The sequence below is a fragment of the Pseudomonas sp. AE27 genome, assembly GCF_037113495.1.
In the GTDB taxonomy this organism is placed as follows: Bacteria; Pseudomonadota; Gammaproteobacteria; order Pseudomonadales; family Pseudomonadaceae; genus Aquipseudomonas; species Aquipseudomonas palmensis.
In genome coordinates this window covers 117,554-143,719 of record NZ_CP146966.1, presented here as the reverse complement: position 1 = coordinate 143,719, position 26,166 = coordinate 117,554, and the positions used below count along the sequence as shown (strand labels likewise).

At 65.5% G+C, this 26,166-nt stretch carries 22 protein-coding genes and 1 pseudogene; 14 read left to right on the top strand and 9 right to left on the bottom strand.

The genetic code is table 11. The annotated features are described in order from the left end of the window. Positions 1–53 precede the first annotated feature (53 nt). The 5 genes and pseudogenes from V9K84_RS00670 to V9K84_RS00650 all read left to right on the top strand — a co-directional run bounded on the left by V9K84_RS00670 (position 54) and on the right by V9K84_RS00650 (position 5,853). Complete coding sequence (locus tag V9K84_RS00670) at positions 54–1,811, top strand: ATP-binding protein (protein WP_043860785.1); 1,758 nt, start codon at positions 54–56, stop codon at positions 1,809–1,811. Then, the gene (locus V9K84_RS00665; RefSeq protein WP_078479560.1) at positions 1,805–3,148 is read left to right on the top strand and encodes a sigma-54 dependent transcriptional regulator; all 1,344 of its coding nucleotides are present in this window, start codon (positions 1,805–1,807) and stop codon (positions 3,146–3,148) included. Before V9K84_RS00670 ends, V9K84_RS00665 begins: the two co-directional genes overlap by 7 nt. 163 nt (positions 3,149–3,311) lie before the next feature. Then, positions 3,312–4,628, top strand: a complete 1,317-nt coding sequence (locus V9K84_RS00660) for an MFS transporter (RefSeq protein WP_043860783.1) — start codon at positions 3,312–3,314, stop codon at positions 4,626–4,628. Between the two features lie 306 nt (positions 4,629–4,934). Next, positions 4,935–5,123: pseudogene (locus V9K84_RS00655) on the top strand (heme utilization protein); the annotation flags it as partial. A gap of 124 nt (positions 5,124–5,247) precedes the next feature. Further along, positions 5,248–5,853: a flavin reductase family protein gene (locus V9K84_RS00650; RefSeq protein ID WP_088515509.1), complete on the top strand. Its 606-nt coding sequence runs from the start codon at positions 5,248–5,250 to the stop codon at positions 5,851–5,853. On the opposite strand, the gene V9K84_RS00645 is transcribed toward V9K84_RS00650, so the two are convergent. Continuing rightward, on the bottom strand, positions 5,854–6,084 hold the full coding sequence (locus V9K84_RS00645; protein ID WP_054914791.1) for a hypothetical protein: 231 nt from the start codon (positions 6,082–6,084) through the stop codon (positions 5,854–5,856). 40 nt (positions 6,085–6,124) lie between these two features. Then, a complete protein-coding gene (locus V9K84_RS00640) occupies positions 6,125–6,433 on the bottom strand; it encodes an antibiotic biosynthesis monooxygenase (RefSeq protein WP_058540919.1) in 309 nt (102 codons plus the stop codon). Between the two features lie 204 nt (positions 6,434–6,637). Between V9K84_RS00640 and V9K84_RS00635 the strand changes: the two genes are divergently transcribed. Beyond that, complete coding sequence (locus V9K84_RS00635) at positions 6,638–7,564, top strand: AraC family transcriptional regulator (RefSeq protein WP_043860778.1); 927 nt, start codon at positions 6,638–6,640, stop codon at positions 7,562–7,564. A gap of 78 nt (positions 7,565–7,642) precedes the next feature. Here the strand turns inward: V9K84_RS00635 and V9K84_RS00630 are convergent, their stop codons facing one another. Beyond that, positions 7,643–9,079, bottom strand: coding sequence for an aldehyde dehydrogenase family protein (locus V9K84_RS00630; protein ID WP_088515510.1), 1,437 nt, complete (start codon positions 9,077–9,079; stop codon positions 7,643–7,645). Beyond that, on the bottom strand, positions 9,073–10,713 hold the full coding sequence (locus V9K84_RS00625; RefSeq protein WP_088515511.1) for a 5-guanidino-2-oxopentanoate decarboxylase: 1,641 nt from the start codon (positions 10,711–10,713) through the stop codon (positions 9,073–9,075). The genes V9K84_RS00630 and V9K84_RS00625 overlap by 7 nt, the downstream gene beginning before the upstream one ends. A 113-nt stretch (positions 10,714–10,826) precedes the next feature. Here V9K84_RS00625 and V9K84_RS00620 point away from each other — a divergent pair, with 113 nt between their 5' ends. Continuing rightward, entirely contained in the window at positions 10,827–11,693 is an 867-nt protein-coding gene (locus V9K84_RS00620) for a LysR substrate-binding domain-containing protein (RefSeq protein ID WP_043860775.1), read from the top strand. 205 nt (positions 11,694–11,898) lie between these two features. Here the strand turns inward: V9K84_RS00620 and V9K84_RS00615 are convergent, their stop codons facing one another. Further along, a complete protein-coding gene (locus tag V9K84_RS00615) occupies positions 11,899–12,513 on the bottom strand; it encodes an NAD(P)-dependent oxidoreductase (protein ID WP_043860774.1) in 615 nt (204 codons plus the stop codon). 29 nt (positions 12,514–12,542) lie between these two features. Continuing rightward, positions 12,543–13,427 (bottom strand): MBL fold metallo-hydrolase, encoded by an 885-nt coding sequence (locus tag V9K84_RS00610; RefSeq protein ID WP_088515512.1) that lies wholly within the window; start codon positions 13,425–13,427, stop codon positions 12,543–12,545. A gap of 105 nt (positions 13,428–13,532) precedes the next feature. Between V9K84_RS00610 and V9K84_RS00605 the strand changes: the two genes are divergently transcribed. Both V9K84_RS00605 and V9K84_RS00600 read left to right on the top strand, forming a co-directional pair. After that, positions 13,533–14,441 (top strand): LysR family transcriptional regulator, encoded by a 909-nt coding sequence (locus V9K84_RS00605; RefSeq protein ID WP_088515513.1) that lies wholly within the window; start codon positions 13,533–13,535, stop codon positions 14,439–14,441. 74 nt (positions 14,442–14,515) lie between these two features. Beyond that, a complete protein-coding gene (locus V9K84_RS00600; RefSeq protein WP_167400210.1) occupies positions 14,516–14,689 on the top strand; it encodes a hypothetical protein in 174 nt (57 codons plus the stop codon). Here V9K84_RS00600 and V9K84_RS00595 read toward each other — a convergent pair. Beyond that, on the bottom strand, positions 14,682–15,560 hold the full coding sequence (locus tag V9K84_RS00595; protein ID WP_088515514.1) for a helix-turn-helix domain-containing protein: 879 nt from the start codon (positions 15,558–15,560) through the stop codon (positions 14,682–14,684). The two genes, V9K84_RS00600 and V9K84_RS00595, sit on opposite strands and share 8 nt — an antisense overlap. 139 nt (positions 15,561–15,699) lie before the next feature. On the opposite strand from V9K84_RS00595, the gene pobA reads away from it, so the two are divergent. Together pobA and V9K84_RS00585 are read left to right on the top strand one after the other, a co-directional pair. Then, positions 15,700–16,890: a 4-hydroxybenzoate 3-monooxygenase gene (gene pobA / locus V9K84_RS00590; protein WP_043860770.1), complete on the top strand. Its 1,191-nt coding sequence runs from the start codon at positions 15,700–15,702 to the stop codon at positions 16,888–16,890. Positions 16,891–16,998: 108 nt separating this feature from the next. Beyond that, positions 16,999–18,402, top strand: coding sequence for an MDR family MFS transporter (locus tag V9K84_RS00585; RefSeq protein WP_054914927.1), 1,404 nt, complete (start codon positions 16,999–17,001; stop codon positions 18,400–18,402). On the opposite strand, the gene V9K84_RS00580 is transcribed toward V9K84_RS00585, so the two are convergent. Together V9K84_RS00580 and V9K84_RS00575 are read right to left on the bottom strand one after the other, a co-directional pair. Continuing rightward, positions 18,403–19,287 carry a DMT family transporter gene (locus V9K84_RS00580; protein ID WP_043860769.1) on the bottom strand — a complete coding sequence of 295 codons (885 nt, stop codon included), beginning with the start codon at positions 19,285–19,287 and terminating at the stop codon, positions 18,403–18,405. It lies immediately after the preceding gene. 151 nt (positions 19,288–19,438) lie between these two features. Beyond that, positions 19,439–20,071, bottom strand: a complete 633-nt coding sequence (locus tag V9K84_RS00575; RefSeq protein ID WP_043860768.1) for a TetR family transcriptional regulator — start codon at positions 20,069–20,071, stop codon at positions 19,439–19,441. Positions 20,072–20,332: 261 nt separating this feature from the next. Here V9K84_RS00575 and V9K84_RS00570 point away from each other — a divergent pair, with 261 nt between their 5' ends. The 3 genes from V9K84_RS00570 to V9K84_RS00560 are packed head-to-tail and all read left to right on the top strand — an operon-like array spanning position 20,333 to position 26,094. Then, positions 20,333–21,484, top strand: coding sequence for an efflux RND transporter periplasmic adaptor subunit (locus tag V9K84_RS00570; RefSeq protein WP_043860767.1), 1,152 nt, complete (start codon positions 20,333–20,335; stop codon positions 21,482–21,484). Between the two features lie 3 nt (positions 21,485–21,487). Further along, on the top strand, positions 21,488–24,643 hold the full coding sequence (ttgB, locus tag V9K84_RS00565) for a multidrug efflux RND transporter permease subunit TtgB (protein ID WP_043860766.1): 3,156 nt from the start codon (positions 21,488–21,490) through the stop codon (positions 24,641–24,643). Further along, a complete protein-coding gene (locus tag V9K84_RS00560; RefSeq protein WP_043860765.1) occupies positions 24,640–26,094 on the top strand; it encodes an AdeC/AdeK/OprM family multidrug efflux complex outer membrane factor in 1,455 nt (484 codons plus the stop codon). The genes ttgB and V9K84_RS00560 overlap by 4 nt, the downstream gene beginning before the upstream one ends. Positions 26,095–26,166: the final 72 nt, after the last annotated feature.

The following is a 26,166-nucleotide window of genomic DNA, read 5'->3' as shown; positions in this document are numbered from 1 at the left end:
CGTTCACGGGGAAGCGCCTGGCAGCCTTCCCCCCTGCCAGGGTACTGCTTGCCATGCCGTTCACTTACCGCGCCGTGCGACTGGGCCTGATTCTGCTGCTGATCACCGCCGGCACCCTGCTGGCCGCCGGCTGGGCGATGAATCAGGCCAAGCGTCAGGCCATGCTCGACGATACCCAGCGGGCCAGCCAGCAACTGGCGCTGTACGCCAACTCGCTGCACACCCTGATCGAACGTTACCGCGCCCTGCCCGCTGTGCTGGCGCTGGACTCCGAACTCATCGCAGCCCTCGGCGGCCCGGTGGGCGAAGCGACCCAGGACGCGTTGAACCGCAAGCTCGAACGCATCAACGGCGCCGCCAGGTCGTCCACCCTCGAACTGCTCGACCACACCGGCCTGGCCGTGGCGGCCAGCAACTGGCGCCTGCCTACCACCTACGTGGGGCAGAACTACGGCTTTCGACCGTACTTTAAGCAGACCCGCACCCAGGGCAGCGGGCGCTTCTATGCAGTGGGGGTGACCAGCGGCATTCCCGGCTACTTTCTGTCCAGCGCGGTGCTGGGCGACCAGGGGCGGTTTCTCGGGGCCATGGTGGTCAAGCTGGAGTTTCCCGAGCTTGAGCGCGAATGGCGCCAGGGCAGCGACGTGCTGCTGGTCAGCGACGCCCGCGGGATCATCTTCCTGGCCAACCAGGACGGCTGGCGCTACCGCGAGCTGAACCCGCTGTCGGCGGCCGATTTCAATGAGCTGGACGCCACCCGCCAGTACGACAAGAAGTCGCTCTTGCCCCTGCAGCGTCAGGTGCTGACCCGCTTTGACGACAACAGCCATCTGGTGCGCGTGCAGCGCCCCGAAGGCGACACCGACTACCTGTGGGAAAGCCTGCCGCTGGAAGCCGAGGGCTGGACCCTGCACCTGCTGCGCACACCGCGCACCGGGGATGACGAGCGCAACGCCGGGCTGACGGCCGCCGCCGTCTGGCTGACCCTGGTGTTCGCGGTGCTGTTCATCAGCCAGCGCCTGCGCCTGGCCCGCCTGCGCCAGCGCAGCCGCGACGAGCTCAAGCGCCTGGTGGAGGAACGCACCCATGAACTGCGCATGGCTCAGGAGGGCCTGGTGCAGTCGACCAAGCTGGCGGCGCTGGGGCAGATGTCCGCCGCGCTGGCCCACGAGCTCAACCAGCCGCTGACCACCCAGCGCATGCAGCTGGCCACCCTGCGCCTGCTGCTCGACAGCGAGCGCCTGGACGAAGCACGCCAGGCCCTGCAGCCGCTGGACCAGATGCTCACGCGCATGGCGGCCCTTACCGGACACCTGAAAACCTTTGCCCGCAACAGCCCCAGCGGCCTGCGCGAACGTCTGGACCTGGCCACCGTGGTCGACCAGGCGCTACAGTTGCTCGACCCGCGCATCCGCGCCGAGGGCGTCAGCACCGCGCTGTACCTGGCGCGTCCGGCCTGGGTACGCGGCGACGCCATCCGCCTGGAACAGGTGCTGATCAACCTGTTGCGCAATGCCCTGGACGCCATGGCCGACAAAACCTGGAAACACCTGGAGATCCGTATCGAAAAGCAGCATGACCACTGGCACCTGAGCGTGCTCGACAGCGGCGGCGGCATCAAGCAGGAGCACCTGGGCTGCGTGTTCGACCCGTTCTTCACCACCAAGCCGGTGGGCGAAGGGCTGGGCCTTGGGCTGGCGATTTCCTACGGCATCATCCATGAAGCCGGCGGACGCCTGCAGGTCGACAACCAGCCAGGCGGTGCGCGTTTCAGCCTGACCCTGCCCTGCGACCCGGAGCCTGCATGCTGAATGCGGTGATTGTCGTCGACGACGAGGCCAGCATCCGTACCGCGGTGCAGCAGTGGCTGAGCCTGGCCGGCTTCGAGGTGCAGCTGTTCGAACGTGCCGAGGCGTGTCTGGCACAGCTGCCCGAGCACTTTCCCGGGGTGATCCTGAGCGATGTGCGCATGCCCGGCATGGGCGGCCTGCAACTGCTGGAGCAACTGCAGGGGCGTGATGCCGACCTGCCGGTGATTCTGCTTACCGGGCATGGCGACGTGCCGATGGCGGTCGAAGCCATGCGCAATGGCGCCTACGATTTTCTGGAAAAGCCCTTCAGCCCCGACAGCCTGCTCGGCAGCCTGCGCCGCGCCCTGGAGAAACGCCAGCTGGTGCTGGAGAACCGCCGACTGCATGAACAGGCCGATCTCAAGGTGCGCCTGGAAAACACCCTGCTGGGCATGTCGCCTGGCCTGCAGCAACTGCGTCGCCAGGTGCTGGACCTGGCCGGGCTGCCGGTCAATGTGCTGATACGCGGCGAAACCGGCAGCGGCAAGGAGCGCGTCGCGCGGTGCCTGCATGATTTCGGCCCGCGGGCCGACAAGCCGTTCGTGGCGCTCAACTGTGCGGCGATCCCTGAGCAATTGTTCGAGGCCGAGCTGTTCGGACACGAGAGCGGCGCCTTCACCGGCGCCCAGGGCAAGCGCATCGGCAAGCTCGAATATGCCAACGGTGGCACGCTGTTCCTCGACGAGATCGAGAGCATGCCGCTGGCCCAGCAGGCCAAGCTGCTGCGGGTGATCCAGGAGCACAAGCTCGAGCGCCTGGGCGCCAACCAGAGCATCAGCGTGGACCTGCGCATCATTGCCGCCACCAAGCCCGACCTGCTGCTCGAAGCCCGCGCCGGGCGCTTTCGCGAAGACCTGGCGTACCGTCTGAACGTGGCCGAACTGCGCCTGGCGCCGTTACGCGAGCGGCGCGAAGACATCCCCCTGCTGTTTGCCCATTTTGCCCGCGCCGCCGCCGAACGCCTGGGCCGCAGCGCCGCCGACCCCAGTGGCGCACAACTGGGCCGGCTGCTCAGCCACGACTGGCCGGGCAACGTGCGCGAACTGGCCAACGCCGCCGAGCGCCACGCCCTGGGCCTGGACGATGCGCAATCGGCGGCAGTGGCGCATACCGGGCAATCGCTGGCTGCCCAACAGGAAGCCTTCGAGGCCCAGTGCCTGCGCGCCGCCCTGAGCCGTCATCAGGGCGACATCAAGGCGGTGCTCGAGGAGCTGCAACTGCCCCGACGCACCCTGAACGAGAAGATGCAACGCCACGCACTGGTGCGCGAAGACTTCCTCGAACGCCCCGGCTCATAGGCGGATTCTTGCCTATCGCTGCGCCGCCAATGAGCGGATTTCCGCTCATTCAACCTGCCAAACCCTTCTAAACCGGGCCTTCACTGGCTGGCACGGGTCCTGCTATGGCCCTGTCAGGCCGCGTTTACACGCGCACCACAAAAACAACTAGAAGGTTGCTTCAATGGATAACTCCACCTCTCTGCCTGCTGGGGCAGCGGCCGCACCCGCTGAAAAAACCACCTCCAGCCGCCTCAAGTCGATTTTCTCCGGCTCCATCGGCAACATGGTCGAATGGTACGACTGGTACGTCTACGCGGCGTTCTCGCTGTACTTCGCCAAGGCCTTCTTCCCGGCCGGCAACACCACCACCCAACTGCTCAACACCGCCGCGATCTTCGCCGTGGGCTTCCTGATGCGCCCGATCGGTGGCTGGCTGATGGGTATCTATGCCGACCGCAAGGGCCGCAAGGCCGCGCTGATGGCCTCGGTACTGCTGATGTGCGCCGGCTCCCTGGTGATCGCCCTGACACCCAGCTACGAAACCATCGGCGTCGCCGCGCCGGTGCTGCTGGTGATCGCACGCCTGATGCAGGGCCTGTCGGTGGGGGGTGAATACGGCACCTCGGCCACCTACCTCAGCGAAATGGCAACCAAGGAGCGTCGCGGTTTCTTCTCCAGCTTCCAGTACGTCACGCTGATCTCCGGCCAGCTCATCGCGCTGGCGGTGCTGATCATCCTGCAGCAGACCCTGACCACCGAGCAGCTGTACTCGTGGGGCTGGCGCGTACCCTTCGTGATCGGCGCGCTGTGCGCGGTGGTGGCGTTGTACCTGCGTCGCGGCATGGAAGAGACGGCCTCGTTCACCAAGAAGGAAAAGGCCAAGGAAAGCTCGATGCGCACCCTGCTGCGCCACCCCAAGGAACTGGCGACCGTGGTCGGCCTGACCATGGGCGGCACCCTGGCGTTCTACACCTACACCACCTACATGCAGAAGTACCTGGTGAACACGGTGGGCATGAGCATCAGTGACTCGACCATGATCTCGGCAGCCACCCTGTTCCTGTTCATGTGCCTGCAGCCGGTGATCGGCGGCCTGTCGGACAAGATCGGCCGTCGCCCGATCCTGATCGCCTTCGGTGTGTTGGGCACCCTTTTCACCGTGCCGATCCTGACCACGCTGCACACCATCGAGACCTGGTGGGGTGCGTTCTTCCTGATCATGGCAGCACTGATCATCGTCAGCGGCTACACCTCGATCAACGCGGTGGTCAAGGCAGAGCTGTTCCCCACCGAAATCCGTGCGCTGGGCGTGGGCCTGCCGTATGCGCTGACCGTGTCGATCTTCGGTGGCACGGCCGAGTACGTGGCACTGTGGTTCAAGAGCATCAACATGGAGACCGGATACTACTGGTACGTCACGGCGTGCATTGCCGTCTCGCTGCTGGTGTACGTGTTCATGAAGGACACCCGCAACAACTCGCGGATCGAGACCGACTGATCGGTTTACTGCGGTAGACAAGGGGCCTCCAGCAATGGAGGCCCCTTTTTTGTGGGCTTAATTCGGCATTAATGCGGGTGCGCGATGCTGGGCCCACTCAGAACCGAGTCGTCCTCTTCGCTGGCAAGCCAGCTCCCGCGCTCGCAAAACACTGTGGGCACTGGCTTGCCAGCAGAGGCCAACCGCTTCCTGACGTATCGACTTAATAGATTCATATAGGCAATATTTTGCGCTTTTTAATCAAATTAACGGGCGTAAAATCAAACCCATAGCAACAGACAACCCCTCACCACCGGAGTTACCCCCATGAAAACCAAACTGATGCTGGCCCTCACCTTCTCTGTCCTGGCCGCCAACGCTTTCGCCGAAGACGGCTTCGACCGCACCAACGCGCACAACTTCGCCGTGGAACACGCCCAGCCCGCCACCGTGGCAGAAGACGGTTTCGATCACACCAACGCGCATCGCTTCGTCGAAGATGGCTTCGACCGCACCCAGGCCCACCGCATCAGCTGACAGCCGATGCAGCGCCACAGCCCGGCTTCGGCCGGGCTTAGTCATTTTCAGGGCCGGCAACTGTTGGCACACTAGGCGCACCCTCCGCCCACAAGGCCCGATGATGTACTACTACGAACCCGCAAAAGGCCACGGCCTGCCCCACGACCCGTTCAACGCCATCGTCGGCCCGCGCCCGATCGGCTGGATCTCCTCCCAGGACCGCGACGGCCACCTGAACCTTGCGCCCTACAGTTTTTTCAACGCCTTCAACTACATTCCGCCGATCATCGGGTTCTGCAGCGTCGGGCGCAAAGACAGCCTGAACAACATCGAACAGACCGGCGAGTTCGCCTGGAACCTGGCCACACGCCCGCTGGCCGACGCCATGAACCAGAGCTGCGCCGCCGTGGCGCCAGAGGTCGACGAGTTCGCCCTGAGCCAGCTGACCCCGGCAGCCTCCAGGGTGATTGCGGTACCCCGGGTGCAGGAAAGCCCGGTGTCGTTCGAATGCAAGGTGACCCAGATCGTGCAACTGCAACGTGCCGACCAGGCGCTGGTGCCAAGCTGGCTGATTCTGGGCGAAGTGGTAGCGGTGCACATTGCCGAGCACCTGCTCAAGGAAGGGATCTACGACACCGCGGCCGCCGAGCCGATTCTGCGCGGCGGCGGCCCGGCGGATTACTTCGAGCTGGGCAACCTGTTCAAGATGGCCCGCCCGCAGGCCTGATCACCAGATCAGTTCGGCGTCGTCACTGACGCCGTTCAGGCGCTGCAGTTCGACCACTGCAGCGTCATCGGCCTCCAGTGCGGTCTTGAATACCTGCCCTGGCAGCACCTTGTGAAAACGCGGTGCGCCGCCAGCGCCCAGGGCCTTGACCGCGATCGCGGCGCTGTAGCCACCCTCGCCCGGCACCACCGCCGAAACAGCCTCGAATACGTCGAATTCTTTACGTGCCATTGCCTCTCACATCCACATCGGTTGCCGGAAAGGCGCCATTCTAACTCGCCGGCTGCTCGGTGAACGTCTGCAGGTCGAGGCTGTGCACCACCCGCGCCTGCACCAGTTCACCAAACAGCTGCAGGCTGGGCGAGGCAAAGTAGTCGTGCAGCGCCGAAGTGTCGGCCCACACCCCGTTGAGCAACCACAGGTCGGCATCGCAGGTGGAACGCTGCACGCTGAAATGCAGACACCCCGGGGTTTGCCGCGACGGTTCGAGCAGTTGCTGCAGGCGCACGCCCAGCTCGGCCGAACGGCCGACGCTGGCGCGCACGAAGGAAAGATGGCTGACCGGTTGTGATGACGTCATGTGCGGTGCTCCTTGAAGCGGCCAGGGAAGAAAACCCAGGCTGCCAAGGCTACGGCCCAGGCCACGCGCGGCGTTAGGCGATTCCTGTCGACGGCTTGCCTGATTCTGCACCCGTCGCAGGATCAGGCAAGAACCGCGCAGCATTCGGCTAGCGCCCCGGCGTGCGCGAACCTATGCTGCGCCCATCGGCAGAGGAACCCGCACATGTCAGCCCCAGAACCCACCCCACCGTTGCTGGACCCGGCCCTGGAGCTTCTGCGCCAGGAACTGGCCGGGCTGGTCGTTCGCCACTGCCCCAGCGGCACGGTGCCTTCGGCCATCGCCGACCTGCACCTGAGCCGCTACGAGCAGAGCACCCGCTCGATGCCGACCCTGGCGCAGCCGGCGCTGTGCATCCTGGCCCAGGGCCGCAAGGAGATCTGCCTGGGCGACGAGACCTATGTGTACGACCCGCTGCACTACATGGTGGTGTCGGTGGCGATGCCGATCAGCGGTGCACTGCTGGAGGCCAGCCCGCAGAACCCCAGCCTGGGCATTCGCCTGGACATCGACCCGGCCGAGATCAACAGCCTGATCGCCGAGGCCGGGCCGATGGGCGTGCCGTCGCAGCCGTCGTCGCGGGGGGTATTCATCGAACGCCTGGACACCCAGATGCTCGATGCATTGCTGCGCCTGATCCGCCTGCTGGATACGCCCAAGGACATTGCCGTGCTGGCGCCGCTGATCCGTCGCGAGATTCTCTATCGGCTGCTGCGTGGGCAGCAGGGTGCGCGGCTGTACGAGATCGCCATGGCCAACACCCAGACCCACCGCGTGTGCCAGGCCATCCAGTGGCTCAATGATCATTTTCAGCGCCCGCTGCGCATCGACGACCTGGCACGGGAGGTAAACCTGAGTGCCTCGACCCTGCACCACCGGTTCAAGGCGGTGACCTCGATGAGCCCGTTGCAGTATCAGAAGCAACTGCGCTTGCAGGAAGCCCGGCGGCTGATGCTCAACGATGGGTTGGAGGCGTCGGTGGCGGGGTATCGGGTGGGCTATGAGAGCCCGTCGCAGTTCAGCCGCGAGTACAGCCGGCTGTATGGCGCGCCACCGCTGCGGGACATGGCAAGGTTGCGTAGCGCGCTCTAGATCGCTTTCGCCGGCAAGGCCGGCTCCTACAGGCAGTACGCGGTCGCCTGTAGGAGCCGGCCTTGCCGGCGAAGAACGCTACACCGCCCTCACCACATGCTTGATCTCCTGAAAAGCCGCCAGCCCCCAGGGCCCCAGCTCGCGCCCCAGGCTGCTCTGCTTGTAGCCACCCCACGCTGCCTGCGGGAAGATCACCTGCGGTGCGTTGATCCACACCAGCCCGGCCTGCAGCTGGTCGGCCACCCGTTCGGCGGCCGCCGGGTCTGCACCTACCACGCTGGCCACCAGCCCGAACTCGCTGTCGTTGGCCAACGCCACCGCCTCGGCTTCGCTGGCCACCCGACGCACGCACAGCACCGGGCCGAAGATTTCCTCGCGCCACAGCGCACTGTCCAGCGGTACCTCGGCAAACACCGTGGGCTCGATGAAGTACCCAGCGGCGTGTTCGAGCGGCTTGCCACCGCACAGCAAGCGCGCGCCGCTGTGCATGCCACGCTCGATGTGCCCCAGCACGCGCTGGTACTGGGCCTGGTTGACCAGCGGCCCCATGTCGCTGTCGCCGGCAAACGGGTCACCCACCCGGATCGCCGCAGCCCGTGCCTTCACCCCGTCGACAAAGGCGTCGTACAGCGAATCGGCCACCAGCACGCGGCTGGTGGCCGAGCACATCTGCCCGGCATTGAAGAAGCCGCCGGCGCAGGCCAGCTCGAGCGCAAGCTCCAGCTCGGCCGACTCCAGCACCAGCAATGACGACTTGCCGCCCAGCTCCAGGCTCACCCCCTTGACCGTCTCGGCCGCGCGCTGCATCACCTGCACGCCGACCGCATTGCTGCCGGTGAACGACACCTTGGCGATACGCGGGTCGCTCGTCAGCGGCGCCCCCACCGCCAGCCCGGTGCCGCACACCAGATTGAACACCCCATCCGGCAGGCCGCAGTCGGCGATGATCCGGGCCAGTTCCAGCTCGGCCAGGGGCGTGATCTCCGACGGCTTGAGCACCACGCAGCACCCTGCCGCCAACGCCGGGGCCAGCTTCCAGGCGGTGGTCACCATCGGGAAGTTCCACGGCACGATCAGGCCGACCACACCGCACGGCTCGCGGCGCAGGCGGGCGCTGAAATCCTCGCTGGGCAAGGCCAGCGGCTGGTCCTGCTGCCTGTCCAGGGCCTGCGCCAGGCCCGCGTAGTACTCGAACGTCGCCACCACATCGTCGACGTCCATCGCCGACTCGGCCAGGGGCTTGCCGTTGTTGCGCGATTGCAGTTCGATCAGCCGCTCGCGGCGGGCCTCCACACCCCGCGCGATCCTGTGCAGCAGCTCGCCACGGTGTGCCCCGGTGGTACGCGACCAGCCGGCAAAGGCGGCCTGCGCCGCCGTGGCGGCACAGGCGACTGCATCGCCATCGCCCCCGGCCACCTCGGCCAGGGACTGCCCGGTGCTCGGGTTGATTACCGTGAGCGGCTGCACGCCGTGATGCCATGCGCCCTCGATGTAGATACCGGGCAGGTTCAGCATGGTTGCACCGCCTGCATCCACGCTGCCTGGTCGACCTCGATCAGGCTCGGGCCACTGCGTTGGCGGGCACGCAACAACGCCTCGCGCAGTTGCGCCACCCCGCTCGCCGCTTCGGCGGCGCAACCGAGGGCCTTGGCCACGCCAATGAAATCGGGGGTGTGGATATCCACGCCCACCGGTTCGATGGCGCGGTTGACCATGTACTTCTTGATCTCCTCGTACCCCTGGTTGTTCCACAGCAACACGATCAGCGGCACCTGCGCCTCCACCGCACTGGCCAGCTCCGGCAGGGTGAACTGCAAGCCGCCGTCGCCGATCAGGCACACCGCAGGCAAGCGTCGATCCGCCTGCTCCGCACTGCCCAGCCACGCGCCCATGGCCGCCGGCAAGGCGTAGCCGAGGGTGCCGTAGCCGGTCGAGGCGTTGAACCAGCGGCGCGGCTGGTCGAGGTCCAGGGTCAGGTTGCCGGTGTACACCGGCTGGGTCGAATCACCGACCAGCACGGCATCGGGCAACGTCTGCAGCACGCTGTCGAGGAACAGCGTCTGCGCCCGCGTGGCCGCATCCCATTCGCTGGCCAGGGTATCGCGCAGGCGCGCTGCCCGCGCCGCGCCCCACTCGCCTTCGCGCGGTGGCGCCGGCTGCTCGGCCAGGGCCAGCAACAGGGCCTGCGCCGCCTGCTCTGCATCGGCTACCAGTGCCACCCTGGGCGGGTAGTTGCGCACGCACTGGTCCGGGTCGATGTCGATGCGCAGCAGGGTGCCGGGGATCTCGAAGCCGCCCTTGAAGGTGACGTCATAGTCGGTTTCGGCCAGCTCGGTGCCGATCGCCAGCACCACGTCGGCCTCGCGCACCAGTGCACGGGTCGCCACCAGCGACTGGGTCGAGCCGATCAGCAGCGGGTGCCCGGAGGCCAGCACGCCCTTGGCATTGATGGTGAGTGCAACGGGCGCCTGCAGGTGCTCGGCCAACCGGGCGAGTGCGGGGCCTGCGTCGATGGCACCGCCACCGGCCAGGATCAACGGGCGGCGGGCAGCGGCCAGCAGCGCCGCCATGCTCGCCACCGGCCCTGGCGCGGCACCGGCGCGGGCGATGTGTACCGGCTCGCAGCCAAGCAGGTGATCGGCGTCTTCGACCAGCACGTCCAGCGGGATCTCGATATGCACCGGGCGCGGGCGCGCGCCCTCGAATACCGCAAAGGCACGGGCCAGCACGGCCGGCAGGTCATCGGCGCTCATCAGTGTGTGCGAGAACGCCGCCACACCGCTGACCAGCGCGCCCTGGTTGGGCAGCTCGTGCAGCTTGCCGCGACCGCCGCCCAGGGCATTGCGCGACTGCACGCTGGAGATCACCAGCATCGGGATCGAGTCGGCATAGGCCTGGCCCATGGCGGTGGTGATGTTGGTCATGCCCGGGCCGGTGATGATGAAGCACACCCCAGGCTTGCCACGGGTACGGGCAAAGCCGTCAGCCATGAAGCCTGCGCCTTGCTCGTGGCGCGGGGTGATATGACGGATGGTCGAGCCGGCAAGGCCGCGGTACAGCTCGACCGTGTGCACGCCGGGGATGCCGAAAACATGGTCGACGCCATAGTTTTCGAGGAGTTTTACCAATACTTCGCCGCAAGTCGCCATGGTGGTCTGCCTGGAATCATTCTGGAACAAGGCCTGATTGGACCCGCCAGGCGCTACCGGCACAATGCAAAAATCCTCATACTAGCCATGTCTACAGCTCATGGCTTACCCCGATGAAACGCCTGCCTCCCTTGCCTGCCCTGCACACCTTCCTGATCACTGCGCAATGCTGCAACTTCACCCGTGCGGCGCAGCAACTGCACCTGACCCAGGGCGCGGTGAGCCGCCAGATCGCCGGCCTGGAAGCACACCTGGGCTACGCGCTTTTCGTGCGCCAGGCACGCGGCCTGAGCCTGACCCGCGAGGGCCAGGACTGGCTGCCGCGGGTGCAGCAGGTATTCGGGCTGATCGAGGAAGGCGTGCAGCAGGTGGGCGCGCAGCGCACCACCTTGCAACTGAAGGCGCCGACCTGCGTGATGCGCTGGTTGCTGCCGCGCCTGATGGAATGGCAGGCGCTGCACCCGGAAGTGCCGGTGGAGCTGACCACCACGGTGCAGCACGGGGTGGATTTTCGCCGGGAAGCGTTCGATGCGGCGGTGGTGTATGGCGCCGAGCCTGATCCGGCCCTGCAGGTGCTGAAGCTGTTCGATGAACAACTGACACCGGTGTGCGCGCCGCAGTTGCCGTTGCGCACGCTGGATGATCTGCAGCAGCACATGCTGCTGCATCCGGCGCGGGACGAGAAGGACTGGGCGACCTGGCTTGGCGCAGCCGGCGTGCAACTGCCCAGGCAAGGCCGGCGCCAGCATTTCGAAACGTTGGACATGGCCATGTCGATGGCGTCCCAGGGCACCGGGGTGGCGATAGGGGATTGGGCGTTGATCGGCGATGACCTGGCCAGCGGACGGCTGGTGATGCCGTTCGACCTGCGGGTCAAGACCGGCAAGGGCTATTACCTGGTGCGGCCCGCGCAGGCGGCGGCGCCGGGGTTGATGGCCTTGCTGGAGTGGTTGGGCGGGCAGGCAGGGGCACCGCGTTGATGCAGTCGCCGGCAAGGCCGGCTCCTATACCTGTAGGAGCCGGCCTTGCCGGCGAATGCTTTCTAGGCTCTGTACGAAAAGCCTTGATACTCGGTGATGCTGCGTTGAAAACAGCCTCGGAATGCTCATTTACAACCCGTAAACTCCGCTTCCTCGGCTGTTTTCGCCTTGCCTGACCTTCGTCTCAAGACTTTTCATACAGCCCCTAGTACCCCACAGTAAAGCGCTGACGCGAATGCGCTGGCTTCTCTACCTCATCGAGCAACGCAATCGCATAGTCGGCAAAGGTGATCCAGCTCCTGCCCTTCGCGTCGACCAGCAGGTGATCCTTGCCCACCCTGTAGCTACCGGTGCGCTCGCCTTCGACGAACTCCGCCGACGGCGACAGGAAGGTCCAGTCCAGTTGCTGCTCCTGGCGCAAGGCCTGCAGAAAATCGCCACCTGCGCTCGCCTCGGCCTTGTAGGCCTCGGGGAAGTCCGGCGCGTCGATCACGCGCTCCCCTGACGGCAGCAGCAGGCTGCCCGCCCCGCCCACCACCAGCAGGCGCTTGACCCCGGCCTTCTTGACCGGCCCGATGATCGCCTGCGCCGGCACCGTGGCAAAGTGCGCGGCGCTGAGCACCACGTCATGCCCGGCAACGGCCTGCTCCAGCCCCTCGCCCCGGGTCACGTCCAGGGCTACCGTGCTCACCCCTTCGCGCCCCTGCAGGCGCGACGGGTCACGGGCTATGGCGGTGACGCTGTGGCCACGGCGCAGGGCCTCTTCCAGCAACTGGCTGCCGGCACGTCCGGTAGCACCGATGATTGCGATCTTGCTCATGGAAACCTCCGATCAGGATTGAACGACACTTACCACTTCATTTCGCCCTTGGCGACCTTGGCGCCGAGCTCCAGCGAGCTCTCCTCGCCCAGGCCGGGGTAACGTTTTTTCATTGCAGCGACCAGCTCGGCCGAGTTGGCCGCCCTGGCGGTTTCGGCATCGAAGGCGCGGATGTAATCGGCGGTGAAGCGCACCGCCTCGAGCGACCCCTTGCTCTGCCCCAGGTAATGCCCCGGCACCACCGTCTGCGGCGCCAGCTGCTCGATGCGCGCCAGGGTCGCGAGCCAGTCCTTGTGCGACTGCGCCGACTGGGTGTCGGCCATCCACACGTGCAGGTTCTCGGCCACCACTACCCCGCCGACCACCGCCTTGATCGACGGGACCCATACAAAGCTGCGGTCGGGCTGCGGGCCGTCCAGGCCGATCACTTCAAGACGCTGCCCTTCAAGGGTGAGCACGTTGCCGGGCAGCACGTCAGGCACGATGAGCCGGGCGGGCTTGTCGGCCCCCATCTGCGGGCCCCAGTAGGCAAGCTTGGCAGCCATGGTCTGCTTGATGTGCGCGACCGTCGCCTGCGACGCCAGCACCTTGGCCTTGGGGTAGGCACGGGTCAGGGTGTCGAGGCCGAAGTAATAGTCCGGGTCGCCATGGCTGATGTAGATGGTGGTGAGTTGCTTGCCGCTATCGCGAAGCATCTTCAGCACCTGCTCGGCCTGGCCCTTGCCGAACTGTGCATCCACCAGAATCGCCTCGTGCTGGCCACTGACGATCACCGAGCTGACCGGAAACAGCGCCTCGCTGCCGGGGTTGTACACGTCCAGTTTCAGCGGTGCGTCGCCGGCAACGGCCTGGGTGATCGCACCTAAAGCGGCACACGCCAGCAGCAGGCGACGCAGGGAAAAGAAAGCAGCCATCAAGCAATACCTGTTCAAGTCATCGATGAGGCACAGCTTAGTTGCACGAACCATCACAAAAAATGCGATGCTCCAACATAGTTTGTTTCTGAAATCGGGCAGATCATGGACCGTCTCACCGCAATGAAAGTGTTCGTCAGCGTAGTCGACCTGGGCAGCCAGTCGGCCGCCGCCGACCAACTGGACCTGTCGCGCCCGGTGGTTTCGCGTTACCTGGCCGAACTTGAAGACTGGGTGGGCGCGCGCCTGATGCAGCGCACCACGCGCAAGCTGAGCCTGACTGCCGCCGGCCTGGAAACCCTGCCGCGCTGCCGGCAGATGCTGGAACTGGTGGGCGACCTGCACGCTGCAGTGGGCGCCCCGGATGACGCCCCGCGGGGTGAACTGCGTATCAGCGTCAGTACCTCGTTCGGGCATGCGCAACTGGTGGAAGCGGTGGCGGACTACGTCAAGCGCTACCCGCTGGTGAAGGTCGACCTGCAGATGCTCGACCGCACGGTCAACCTGGTGGACGAACGCATCGACCTGGCCATCCGCGTCAGCAACGACCTGGACCCCAACCTCATCGCCCGCCGCCTGAGTGTGTGCCGCTCGGTGGTGTGCGCCTCGCCAGCCTACCTGCGCGAGCACCCCATACCGCGCCAGGTGCAGGACCTGAGCCAGCACAACTGCCTGACCCATTCGTACTTCGGCCACAGCCTCTGGCATTTCGAGGTCGGCGGCGAACAGATGTCGGTGCCGGTGCAAGGCAACATCAGCGCCAACGAGGCCCTGACCCTGGAGCGCGCCACCCTGGCCGGCACCGGTATCGCCATGCTGCCCACCTACCTGGTGTGGCAAGCCCTGCGCAGCGGCACGCTGGTACGCCTGCTGCCCGAGGCCAGGCCCCGCGAACTGGGCCTGAACGCGGTGTACACCTCACGCAAGCACATGCCCGCAACCCTGCGCAGCATGCTCGACTTTCTGGCGGCACGCTTCACCGACCCGCCCCACTGGGACCACGGCCTGGACTGACCGGCAGGCACCTGGCGCAATGCTGGCCTATGCTTGTAGAAGCATCTGTGTGCGGGATACAGGAGGTTGGTGCCATGACCCTGAAATCCAGAAAGTGCGCTGCCCTGTTGGCCATCACTGCCGTGCTCGGGGTGTACGGGGCAGCGGCGTATCGGGTCGAGCTGCTGCGCCAGCAACCCTATGCGGCGTCCAGTTGCAGCTCCGCCCACTGCCTGCCCCATGCCGGCACGCTGAGCGTGGTCAGGTAGCCAGCGAAGGTTCACGACGACGAAAGTCGCGGGGCGAAAGGCCGGTCATGCGCCGGAAGAAGCGCGAGAAGTACGCCGGGTCGGCAAAACCCAGGCTGTCAGCCAGCTGGTTGATCGTGAGGCTGGTGTAGATCAGGTCGCGCTTGGCTTCCAGCACGATGCGCTGGTGCACGATCTGCAGCGCCGACTGCCCGGCCAATGCCCGGCACAAGGTATTGAGCGTTGCCACCGACACCCCCACCTGATGCGCCAGTTGCTCCACGCTCGGCTGCTGGCGAAACTGCTGTTCCACCAGCCCGTTGAAACGCTGCAGATACTCGCGCCCACGTTCCGGCACCTGGGCACCGGCACTGCGGCGCAACTGTTGGCGGCTGACCCACACCACCATCAGGTTGATCAGCGAATGCAGCTGCAACTCGCGCCCGGGCAGGTCCTGCTGGTACTCGGCCTGCAGGATGCTGAACAGGCTGTTGAGGTAATCGGCGTCGGCCCCGGCCAGGTAACTGGCGCCGCGCTGCAGGGCGGCTGGCACGCCCGTCAGTTGCCGCTGCAGCACCTCCACCAGCGGCGCCGCCAGGGTCACCACATAACCGTCGACGTCTTCGGAAAAACGAAAGCCGTGCACGCACAGCGCCGGCACCACCTGGATCGCCGCCTGCTCCAGGCGACACACCTGCCCCTCCAGCTCGATCTCGGCCTGGCCCCTGTACAGAAACAGCAACTGCCACAGGTCGGCATGCCGGTGCGGCTCGATCTCCCACTGGTGCAGGCGACTGCGCGCCGGGATCGACTCGCTGTGCAGCAGGTCGGGCGTCGGCCAGCCCAGCGTCTCGCCGTACAGCTTGAATACCGGAATCGACACCCTGCTCATCACACCCTCGCTTCCCGACCACTGTCCGATAAACGCACCTATTAGCGAAAAGTACCGCTTTGTGCTCGGTTTGTCCCTTCAGAAGGCCAGCCGGCAAGCGAAAAATGCAGGTACTCCAATCATAAAAAGTCCAACAATCATGAAAACCCAAGTCGCGATCATCGGTGCGGGCCCGTCCGGCCTGCTGCTCGGCCAGTTGCTGCACAACGCCGGCATCTCCAACGTCATCCTCGAACGCCAGGGCCCCGACTATGTACTGGGGCGTATCCGCGCCGGCGTGCTCGAACAGGGCATGGTCGAGCTGCTGCGCGAAGCCGGGGTCGGTCAGCGCATGGACGCCGAAGGGCTGCCCCATGCAGGCTTCGAGCTGGCCTTCGACGGGCGCCGCGAGCACATCGACCTCAAGGGCCTGACCGGCGGCCAGGGCGTGATGATCTACGGCCAGACCGAAGTCACCCGCGACCTGATGGCCGCGCGCGCCGACAGCGGTGCGACCACGGTCTACCACGCCGAGAACGTGCGCCCGCACGACATGAAGACTGGGCAGCCCTACGTCACCTACGAAAAGGACGGCCAGCAGCATCGCCTGGACTGCGACTACATTGCCGGCTGCGACGGTTATCACGGGGTGGCACGCCAGTCGATTCCAAGCGAGGCGCTGCAGGTGTTCGAGCGGGTCTACCCGTTCGGCTGGCTGGGCATCCTGGCCGATACCCCGCCGGTCAGCGACGAGCTGGTGTACGCGCGCCACGAACGCGGCTTCGCCCTGTGCAGCATGCGCTCGCCCACCCGCACCCGCTACTACGTGCAGGTGCCGGCCGAAGAGAAGGTCGAGGACTGGTCGGATGAGCGCTTCTGGGAGGAACTCAAGTCGCGCCTGCCCGACGATTTGGCCGAGCGTCTGGTCACCGGCCCGTCGATCGAGAAAAGCATCGCCCCGCTGCGCAGCTTCGTGGTGGAGCCGATGCAGTACGGGCGCCTGTTCCTGGTCGGCGACGCCGCGCACATCGTGCCGCCCACCGGCGCCAAGGGCCTGAACCTGGCCGCCAGTGACGTCAGCACGCTGTACAACATCCTGCGCAAGGTCTACGCCGAAGGCCGCACCGACCTGCTGGAACGCTACTCGGCGATCTGCCTGCGGCGCATCTGGAAGGCCGAACGCTTCTCGTGGTGGATGACCTCGATGCTGCACCGCTTCCCCGACAGCGACGCCTTCAGCCAGCGTATCCAGCACACCGAGCTGGACTACTTCGTGGGCTCCGAGGCCGGGCGCAGGACCCTGGCAGAAAACTACGTGGGCCTGCCCTACGAGCCCATCGAAGACGCTTAGCAGGCTATCGAGTACACTGGGCAGCACCCCGGTCCACTTGTCCAGAGCTGCCCCGTGACGCAATTGAACACTCCGCAACCCGCCCTGCGCAGCGTGCTCGTCGCGCTGATGCTGGCGATCTTCCTCGGCGCGCTGGACCAGACCATCGTCGCGGTCTCGATGCCGGCGATCTCCGCGCAATTCAACGACGTGACCCTGCTGGCCTGGGTGATTTCCGGCTACATGGTGGCCATGACCGTGGCGGTGCCGATCTACGGCAAGCTCGGCGACCTGTACGGCCGGCGGCGCATGATCCTGACCGGTACCGGGCTTTTCACCCTGGCCTCGCTGTTCTGCGCGCTGGCACAGAACATGGAGCAACTGGTGCTGGCGCGGGTGCTGCAGGGCATCGGCGCGGGCGGCATGGTGTCGGTCAGCCAGGCGATCATCGGCGACTTCGTGCCGCCCCGCGAGCGCGGTCGCTACCAGGGTTACTTCAGCAGCATGTATGCCCTGGCCAGCGTCGCCGGCCCGGTGCTGGGCGGGCTGCTGACCGAGTACCTGTCGTGGCGCTGGGTGTTCTGGCTGAACCTGCCGCTGGGGCTGACCGCCTGGTGGGTCACCGAGCGTACCCTGCGCGGGCTGGCCACGCCGCAACGCAAGGCGCAGGTGGACTACCCCGGCGCGGTGCTGTTGATCTTGGGCCTCACGGCCCTGCTGCTGGGCATCACCCTGATCGGCCAGGGCCAGCCCATCGGGTCCGGCCCGGTTGCCGGCCTGCTGCTGGCAGCCCTGTTCGGGCTGGGCGTATTCGTGCTGCACGAACGCCGCGCCGTCGAGCCACTGCTGCCGTTGCAGCTGTTCGGCAACCGGGTGGCAGTGCTGTGCTGGTGCACGATCTTCTTCACCAGTTTCCAGGCCATCTCGCTGACCATGCTGATGCCGCTGCGCTTTCAGAGCATCACCGGGGCGGGCGCCGACAGCGCCGCCCTGCACCTGCTGCCCCTGGCCATGGGCCTGCCGATCGGCGCCTATTGCGGCGGCCGCCTGACCAGCCTGACCGGGCGCTACAAGCCGCAGATTCTGGGCGGTGCACTGTTGATGCCGGTGGCGATCATCGGCATGGCCCTGAGCCCGATCGACGGCGTGCTGCTCAGTGGCGCGTTCATGCTGCTGACCGGCATCGCCTCGGGCCTGCAGTTCCCCACCTCGCTGGTGGCAACCCAGAGCGCAGTGGAGCCGCGGGACATCGGCGTGGCGACCAGCACCACCAACCTGTTCCGCTCGCTGGGCGGGGCGATGGGCGTGGCCTGCATGTCGGCACTGCTGCTCAGCCTGCTGCACGACAGCGGCTTCAGCCTGGCCGGCGAGGCGTTGATCGGCAGCCTCAAGGACGGCCAGGCCAGTGCGGCGGTGCAGGCGCAGTTGCTGCAGACCTTTCGCAACCTGTTGCTGGGTAGCGCCGCCGTCTCCCTGCTGGGATTGTCGGCGGCGCTGGCATTGCCCAACCGCGAGCTGCGCGGCCGGCAGTAGTCAGTTGCGCCGCTGCGCCCAGGCCACCGCCAGGCCGCTCAGGCAAATGACCGCAATGCCGACCACGCCGTAGGCGTCCGGGGTGTGATTGAAAATGAGGTAGCCGTACAGGCCGGCGAACAGGATCTGCCCGTAGCTGAAGGGCGCCAGCATGGCCGGCGCGGCATGCCGGAAGGCCTGGGTCAGCAGCATGTGCCCGAGCATCCCGCAGGTGCCCAGGCCGATCATGAACAGGCCATGCCCCAGGGTCGGCATGCTCCAGAAGAATGGCACCAGCGCGGTCATGATCAGGCTGTTGAAGATGCCGGTGAGAAAGTTGCTGGTGGTCGGGCTGTCGATGCCGCTGAGCTTGCGCGTGAGCAACTGGTAGCAGCCAAAGCAGAAGGCCGAACACAACGGCAGCAGGATTGCGGGGGTGAACAGCGCCCCGCCCGGGCGCACCACGATCAGCACGCCGACAAACCCGGCCAGCACTGCCAGCCACTGGGCGCGGCTGACCCGCTCACCCAGCAGCGGTACCGACAATGCGGTTACCAGCAGGGGCGCGAGGAAGTTCACGGCGGTGGCTTCGGCCAGGGGGATGTAACGCAGGCCGGTGGTGAAGAACAGGCTGGTGCCGATCAGGCACAGCGCCCTGGCCAGTTGCAGGCCGGGGCGGCGTGTACGCACCACCGCCGAGAAGCCGCTGCGCGGCACGAACACCACCAGCATCAGCAGGGTGTGCACCACATAGCGCGCCCACACCACCATGACGATGGCATAGAAGCCGGAAAGGTATTTGGACAGGGCATCGTGGCTGGCGAACAACAGCACCGCCATGCACATCAGGGCGATTGCCTTGAGCGGCTGCTCGGCACCTTTGAGGGTCGGGTTGTGCGCACTCATGCCAGGGCTCTATGCAAAGTTGATGGTCCTTGGGGGCAGACTACCCGGTCACCGACTACCGTTCCAAGCAGCGCCGGTGTTTTTTGTTGACCGGGCACGGGGCACGACAGGGAAACGTCCTATGCCAACCTTCACAAATGCTCACAAATGCTCAATTGCGCAGCGACGGGCTCAAGCGCAGCATATCCAGCCCGGTATCCACCCACCGCTCGGCATCCCCGGCAATATCGAAACTGTCCGGCAGCAGCAGCCAGCTGCCAATGATGCCGTCGATGTAAGCGAATATTGCAATAGCGGCACGCTGCGGGTCCATGTCCGCAGGCAATTGCCCACGCCTGACTGCATTGGTCAACGTCAGCGCTATACGCTCGTAGCAGTCGCGGGTCGTGGCCTGGCGCTGCTGACGGATCTCACACATGTCATCGGTGAATTCACACTTATGATGCAGGATCTCATTGATGCGCCGGGTACGCGGCTCGTGCAGCATCTGCTGCATCAGTTGAATCAGCAACTTGCGCATGCAGCCCAGCGGGTCCGGCTCGTCTTCGCTCTCGCCGGCCTGGGCCAGCGCCTCGATCGGCTCACGCAGGCTGTCGAGCAGGGCCTGCACCAGTTCGCCCTTGTCCTGAAAGTGCCAGTAGATGGCACCCCGGGTCACCCCGGCCAGCTTGGCGATATCCGCCAGGGTGGTACGCGCCACCCCACGGGCATGGAAAGCTTTTTCGGCGGCCTCGAGTATCTGTTGGCGGGTTTCCTGAGCTTCCTCTTTGGTGCGACGGACCATGGCAGTACAACCTCATCAAGGAGCCGGACGCGCGCTGCGGGCGTCCGGGTTCTGAGCCGGTATGGCCACTGTCGGGCCCTCTACCGGGTGTCTTAATCAAGCCTGTGGTCACCTCGACAAGGTGCACCACGGGTATTTACAAACAAGCATGAATGTAAGTATATTCCTTAGCATCCTACTTATCCACCCGGAATTAATTTTCCCTTCATCCCGTTTCCATTACTCTTGAGCGTCTTCAGCTCTTTCGACCCGAGGATCTTCATGCAATTCAAGCCAGCTGTTTCCGCTCTGGTTTCCGCCGTCGCCCTGGCAACACTGCTCAGCGGCTGTAAAAAGGAAGAAGCGGCGCCTGCGGCGCAAGCTCCTCAGGTCGGCGTCGTGACCCTTCAATCCCAGGCCTATACCCTGACTTCCGACCTGCCGGGGCGCACCATCGCCTACCGCGTGGCCGAAGTGCGTCCACAGGTCAACGGCATCATTCTCAAGCGTCTGTTCAAGGAAGGCAGCGAGGTCAAGGAAGGCCAGCAGCTGTACCAGATCGACCCGTCGGTGTACGAGGCGACCCTGGCCAGCGCCCAGGCCAACCTGCAATCGACTCGTTCGCTGTCGGACCGCTACAAGCAACTGGTGGCCGAGCAGGCGGTGAGCCGTCAGGAATACGACGACGCACAAGCCAAACGTTTGCAGGCTGAAGCCTCGCTGCGCAGCGCACAGATCGACCTGCGCTACACCAAGGTGCTGGCGCCACTGAGCGGCCGTATCGGACGCTCGATGTTCACCGAAGGTGCGCTGGTCAACAACGGCCAGGCCGATGCCATGGCGGTGATCCAGCAGCTGGACCCGATCTACGTCGACGTCACCCAGTCTTCGGCCGAGCTGCTCAAGCTGCGCCGCGAGCTCGAAAGCGGGCAACTGCAGAAGGCCGGTGCCAACGCCGCCAAGGTCTCGCTGAACCTGGAAGACGGCACCACCTACACCCACGAAGGCCGCCTGGAGTTCTCCGAAGTCTCGGTCGACCAGACCACCGGCTCGGTAACCCTGCGCGCCGTGTTCCCCAACCCCGAGCACAACCTGCTGCCAGGAATGTTCGTGCATGCACGCCTGGCCGCCGGCGTGAACGCCAACGCGATCCTCGCCCCGCAACAAGGCGTGACCCGTGACCTCAAGGGCCAGCCCACCGCGTTGATCGTGGACAAGGACAACAAGGTCGAACTGCGCCAGCTCAAGGCCAGCCGTACCGTTGGCAGCGACTGGCTGATCGAGGAAGGCCTGAAGCCGGGCGACCGCCTGATCACCGAAGGCCTGCAGTTCGTCAAGCCGGGTATCGAGGTCAAGGTCAGCGAAGCCACCAACGTCAAGCCTGCCCAACCGTCCCAGGCCAATGCAGCGTCAGCAGGGGCCAAAGGGGAATAAACCATGTCGAGATTCTTTATCGATCGCCCCATCTTTGCCTGGGTAATCGCCCTGGTGATCATGCTGGTCGGGGCCTTGTCGATCGTCAAGTTGCCGATCAACCAGTACCCGAGCATCGCGCCGCCGGCCATCGCCATCGCCGTGACCTACCCGGGCGCCTCGGCGCAGACCGTGCAGGACACCGTGGTCCAGGTGATCGAGCAGCAGCTCAACGGTATCGACAACCTGCGTTATGTGCAGTCCGAGAGCAACTCGGACGGCAGCATGACCATTACCGCCACCTTCGAGCAGGGTACCAACCCTGACACCGCGCAGGTCCAGGTGCAGAACAAGCTGAACCTGGCCACCCCGCTGTTGCCGCAAGAAGTGCAGCAGCAGGGTATCCGCGTGACCAAGGCAGTGAAGAACTTCCTGCTGGTGATCGGCCTGGTGTCCGAAGACGGCAGCATGACCAAGGACGACCTGTCGAACTACATCGTCTCCAACATGCAGGACCCGATCTCGCGTACCGCCGGTGTGGGTGACTTCCAGGTGTTCGGTGCCCAGTACGCCATGCGTATCTGGCTCGATCCGGCCAAGCTGAACAAGTTCCAGCTGACCCCGGTGGACGTCAAGACCGCCGTGGCCGCGCAGAACGTGCAGGTGTCCTCCGGTCAGCTGGGCGGCCTGCCTGCCCTGCCCGGCACGCAGCTCAACGCCACCATCATCGGCAAGACCCGCCTGCAGACCGCCGAGCAGTTCGAGAAGATCCTGCTCAAGGTCAACCGTGACGGTTCCCAGGTCCGCCTGGGCGATGTCGCCGACGTCAGCCTGGGGGGCGAGAACTACAGCGTCAGCGCACAGTTCAATGGCAAGCCGGCCTCCGGCCTTGCGATCAAGCTGGCAACCGGGGCCAACGCCCTGGACACCGCCAAGGCACTGCGCAACACCATCGCCGAGCTGGAGCCGTTCTTCCCGCCTGGCATGAAGGCGGTGTTCCCGTATGACACCACGCCTGTGGTCACCGAATCGATCAGTGGGGTGATCCACACCCTGATCGAGGCGATCGTGCTGGTGTTCCTGGTGATGTACCTGTTCCTGCAGAACTTCCGCGCCACCGTGATCACCACCATGACCGTACCGGTGGTATTGCTCGGCACCTTCGGCATCCTTGCCGCGGCAGGCTTCAGCATCAACACCCTGACCATGTTCGCCATGGTCCTGGCCATCGGCCTGCTGGTGGACGACGCCATCGTGGTGGTGGAAAACGTCGAGCGGGTGATGTCCGAAGAGGGGTTGTCACCCAAGGAGGCGACCAAGAAGTCCATGGGCCAGATCCAGGGTGCCCTGGTCGGTATCGCCCTGGTACTGTCGGCGGTACTGCTGCCGATGGCGTTCTTCGGCGGCTCCACGGGCGTGATCTATCGGCAGTTCTCGATCACCATCGTGTCGGCCATGGGCCTGTCGGTGCTGGTCGCGCTGATCTTCACCCCGGCGCTGTGCGCCACCATGCTCAAGCCGGTCAAGAAAGGCGAGCACCATACCGCCAAGCGTGGCTTCTTCGGCTGGTTCAACCGCAACTTCGACCGCAGCGTGCAGAGCTACGAGCGCGGCGTGGGCAACATCCTGCGTCACAAGGCCCCGTACTTCCTGGCCTACATCCTGATCGTGGTGGGCATGGTGTGGCTGTTCATGCGTATCCCTACCGCGTTCCTGCCCGAGGAAGACCAGGGCGTACTGTTCGCCCAGGTGCAGACCCCGGCCGGTTCCAGTGCCGAGCGCACCCAGGCGGTGGTCGACGAAATGCGCGCCTACCTGCTGGACAAGGAGTCCGACACAGTGGCCTCGGTGTTCACCGTGAACGGCTTCAACTTCGCCGGCCGCGGCCAGAGCTCGGGCATGGCCTTCATCATGCTCAAGCCGTGGGGTGAACGTTCTGCCGAAAACAGCGTGTTCAACCTGGCAACCCGTGCCCAACAGCACTTCTTCAGCTTCCGCGACGCGATGGTGTTCGCCTTCGCCCCGCCGGCCGTACTGGAGTTGGGTAACGCCACCGGTTTCGACGTGTTCCTGCAGGACCGCGCCGGCGTCGGCCACGACAAGCTGATGGAAGCGCGCAACCAGTTCCTGGGCATGGCCGCGCAGAGCAAGATCCTCACCCAGGTACGTCCGAACGGCCTGAACGATGAGCCGCAATACCAGCTGACCATCGACGACGAACGCGCCAGTGCCCTGGGCGTGACCATCGCCGATATCAACAACACCCTGTCGATCGCCCTGGGTGCCAGCTATGTGAACGACTTCATCGACCGTGGTCGGGTCAAGAAGGTCTACCTGCAAGGCACTGCCGATTCGCGCATGAGCCCTGAAGACCTGCAGAAGTGGTACGTGCGCAACGCCGCTGGCGAGATGGTGCCGTTCTCTTCCTTCGCCAGCGGCGAGTGGAGCTACGGTGCACCCAAGCTGTCGCGTTACAACGGTGTCGAGGCAATGGAAGTACTCGGTGCGCCAGCCCCTGGCTACAGTACCGGTGAGGCCATGGCCGAGGTCGAGCGCCTGGCGGCGCAACTGCCAGCCGGTGTCGGCTTCGCCTGGACCGGCATGTCGTACGAAGAGAAGCTGTCGGGCTCGCAGATGCCGGCACTGTTCGCGCTGTCGCTGCTGATGGTGTTCCTGTGCCTGGCGGCACTGTACGAGAGCTGGTCGATCCCGATCGCGGTAGTGCTGGTGGTGCCGCTGGGTATCATCGGTGCGCTGATGGCGGCCAGCATGCGCGGGCTGTCCAACGACGTGTACTTCCTGGTGGGGCTGCTGACCACCATCGGCCTGGCGGCGAAGAACGCGATCCTGATCGTCGAGTTCGCCAAGGAACTGCACGAGCAGGGCCGCAGCCTGGTCGATGCGGCGATCGAGGCGTGCCGCATGCGTCTGCGTCCGATCATCATGACCTCGCTGGCGTTCATCCTGGGCGTGGTGCCGCTGACCATCGCCACGGGTGCAGGCTCCGGCAGCCAGCACGCCATCGGTACCGGTGTGATCGGCGGCATGATCACCGCAACGGTACTGGCGATCTTCTGGGTACCACTGTTCTTCGTAAGCGTGTCGTCGCTGTTCGGTAGCAAGAAGCCCGAAGAAGAGGACGCCAAACCTGAAACCCCACGCTATGAGGCCGGGCAATGAGTAAGTCCCTGTTGTCCCTGGCAGTCACCGCCTTCATTCTCGGTGGCTGCTCGCTGATCCCTGATTACCAGACCCCCGAGTCGCCGGTGGCGGCCCAGTGGCCGCAAGGGCCGGCCTACTCGCCGACCCAGTCGGCCGACGTGGCTGCGGCCGAACAGGGCTGGCGCCAGTTCTTCCATGACCCGGCGCTGCAGCAACTGATCCAGACCTCGCTGGTCAACAACCGCGACCTGCGGGTCGCCGCGCTGAACATCGATGCCTACCGGGCGCAGTACCGCATCCAGCGGGCCGACCTGTTCCCGGCGGTCTCGGCCACCGGCAGCGGCAGCCGCCAGCGGGTGCCGGCCAACGTTTCGCAGACCGGCGAGTCGAGCATCAACAGCCAGTACTCGGCCACCCTGGGCGTGAGTGCCTACGAACTCGACCTGTTCGGTCGGGTGCGCAGCCTCAGCGAGCAGGCCCTGGAAACCTACCTGTCGAGTGAACAGGCGCGTCGTTCCACGCAGATCAGCCTGGTGGCCAGCGTGGCCAACGCCTACTTCACCTGGCAGGCCGACAAGGAGCTGCTGACGCTCACCGAAGACACGCTCAAGACCTACGAGCAGAGCTATGCCCTGACCCGTCGCAGCAGCGAAGTCGGCGTGGCCTCGGCCCTGGACCTGAGCCAGGCGCGCACCTCGGTCGAGGGCGCACGGGTCAAGCTGGCCCAGTACCAGCGCCTGGTGGCGCAGGACCTGAACAGCCTGGCCGTGCTGGTCGGCACCGGCGTGCCGGCGAACCTGCCCAACGGCATGAAACTCGACAGCGACCTGCTGGCCGACGTGCCGGCCGGCCTGCCGTCGGACGTGCTGCAGCGTCGTCCCGACATCCAGGAGGCCGAGCACCTGCTCAAGGCCGCCAACGCCAACATCGGCGCGGCGCGCGCAGCGTTCTTCCCGAGCATCAGCCTGACCGCCAACGCCGGGACCCTGAGCCCCGACATGGGCGGGCTGTTCAAGGGAGGCTCGGGCACCTGGCTGTTCCAGCCGCAGATCAACCTGCCGATCTTCAACGCCGGCAGCCTGCGTGCAAGCCTGGACTACTCGAAGATCCAGAAGGACATCAACGTCGCCAAGTACGAAAAGACCATCCAGACTGCCTTCCAGGAAGTCTCCGATGGGCTGGCGGCGCGCCAGACCTTCAACGAGCAGTTGCAGGCCCAGCGTGATCTGGTCGAAGCCAACCAGGACTACTACCGCCTGGCCGAGCGTCGCTACCGTATCGGTATCGACAGCAACCTGACGTTCCTGGATGCCCAGCGCAACCTGTTCAGTGCCCAACAGGCCCTGATCAGCGACCGGCTGTCGCAGCTGGTCAGCGAGGTCAACCTGTACAAGGCCCTCGGTGGCGGCTGGTACGAGCGCACCGGTGATGCCCGCCAGCAAGCGTCGATCGAGTCGCCCAAGGGTTGATTCGATAGCGTGGCGACACAACAGCCCACCCTTCGCGGTGGGCTTTTTGTGCCTGCAAGCCTGCCCCCACCA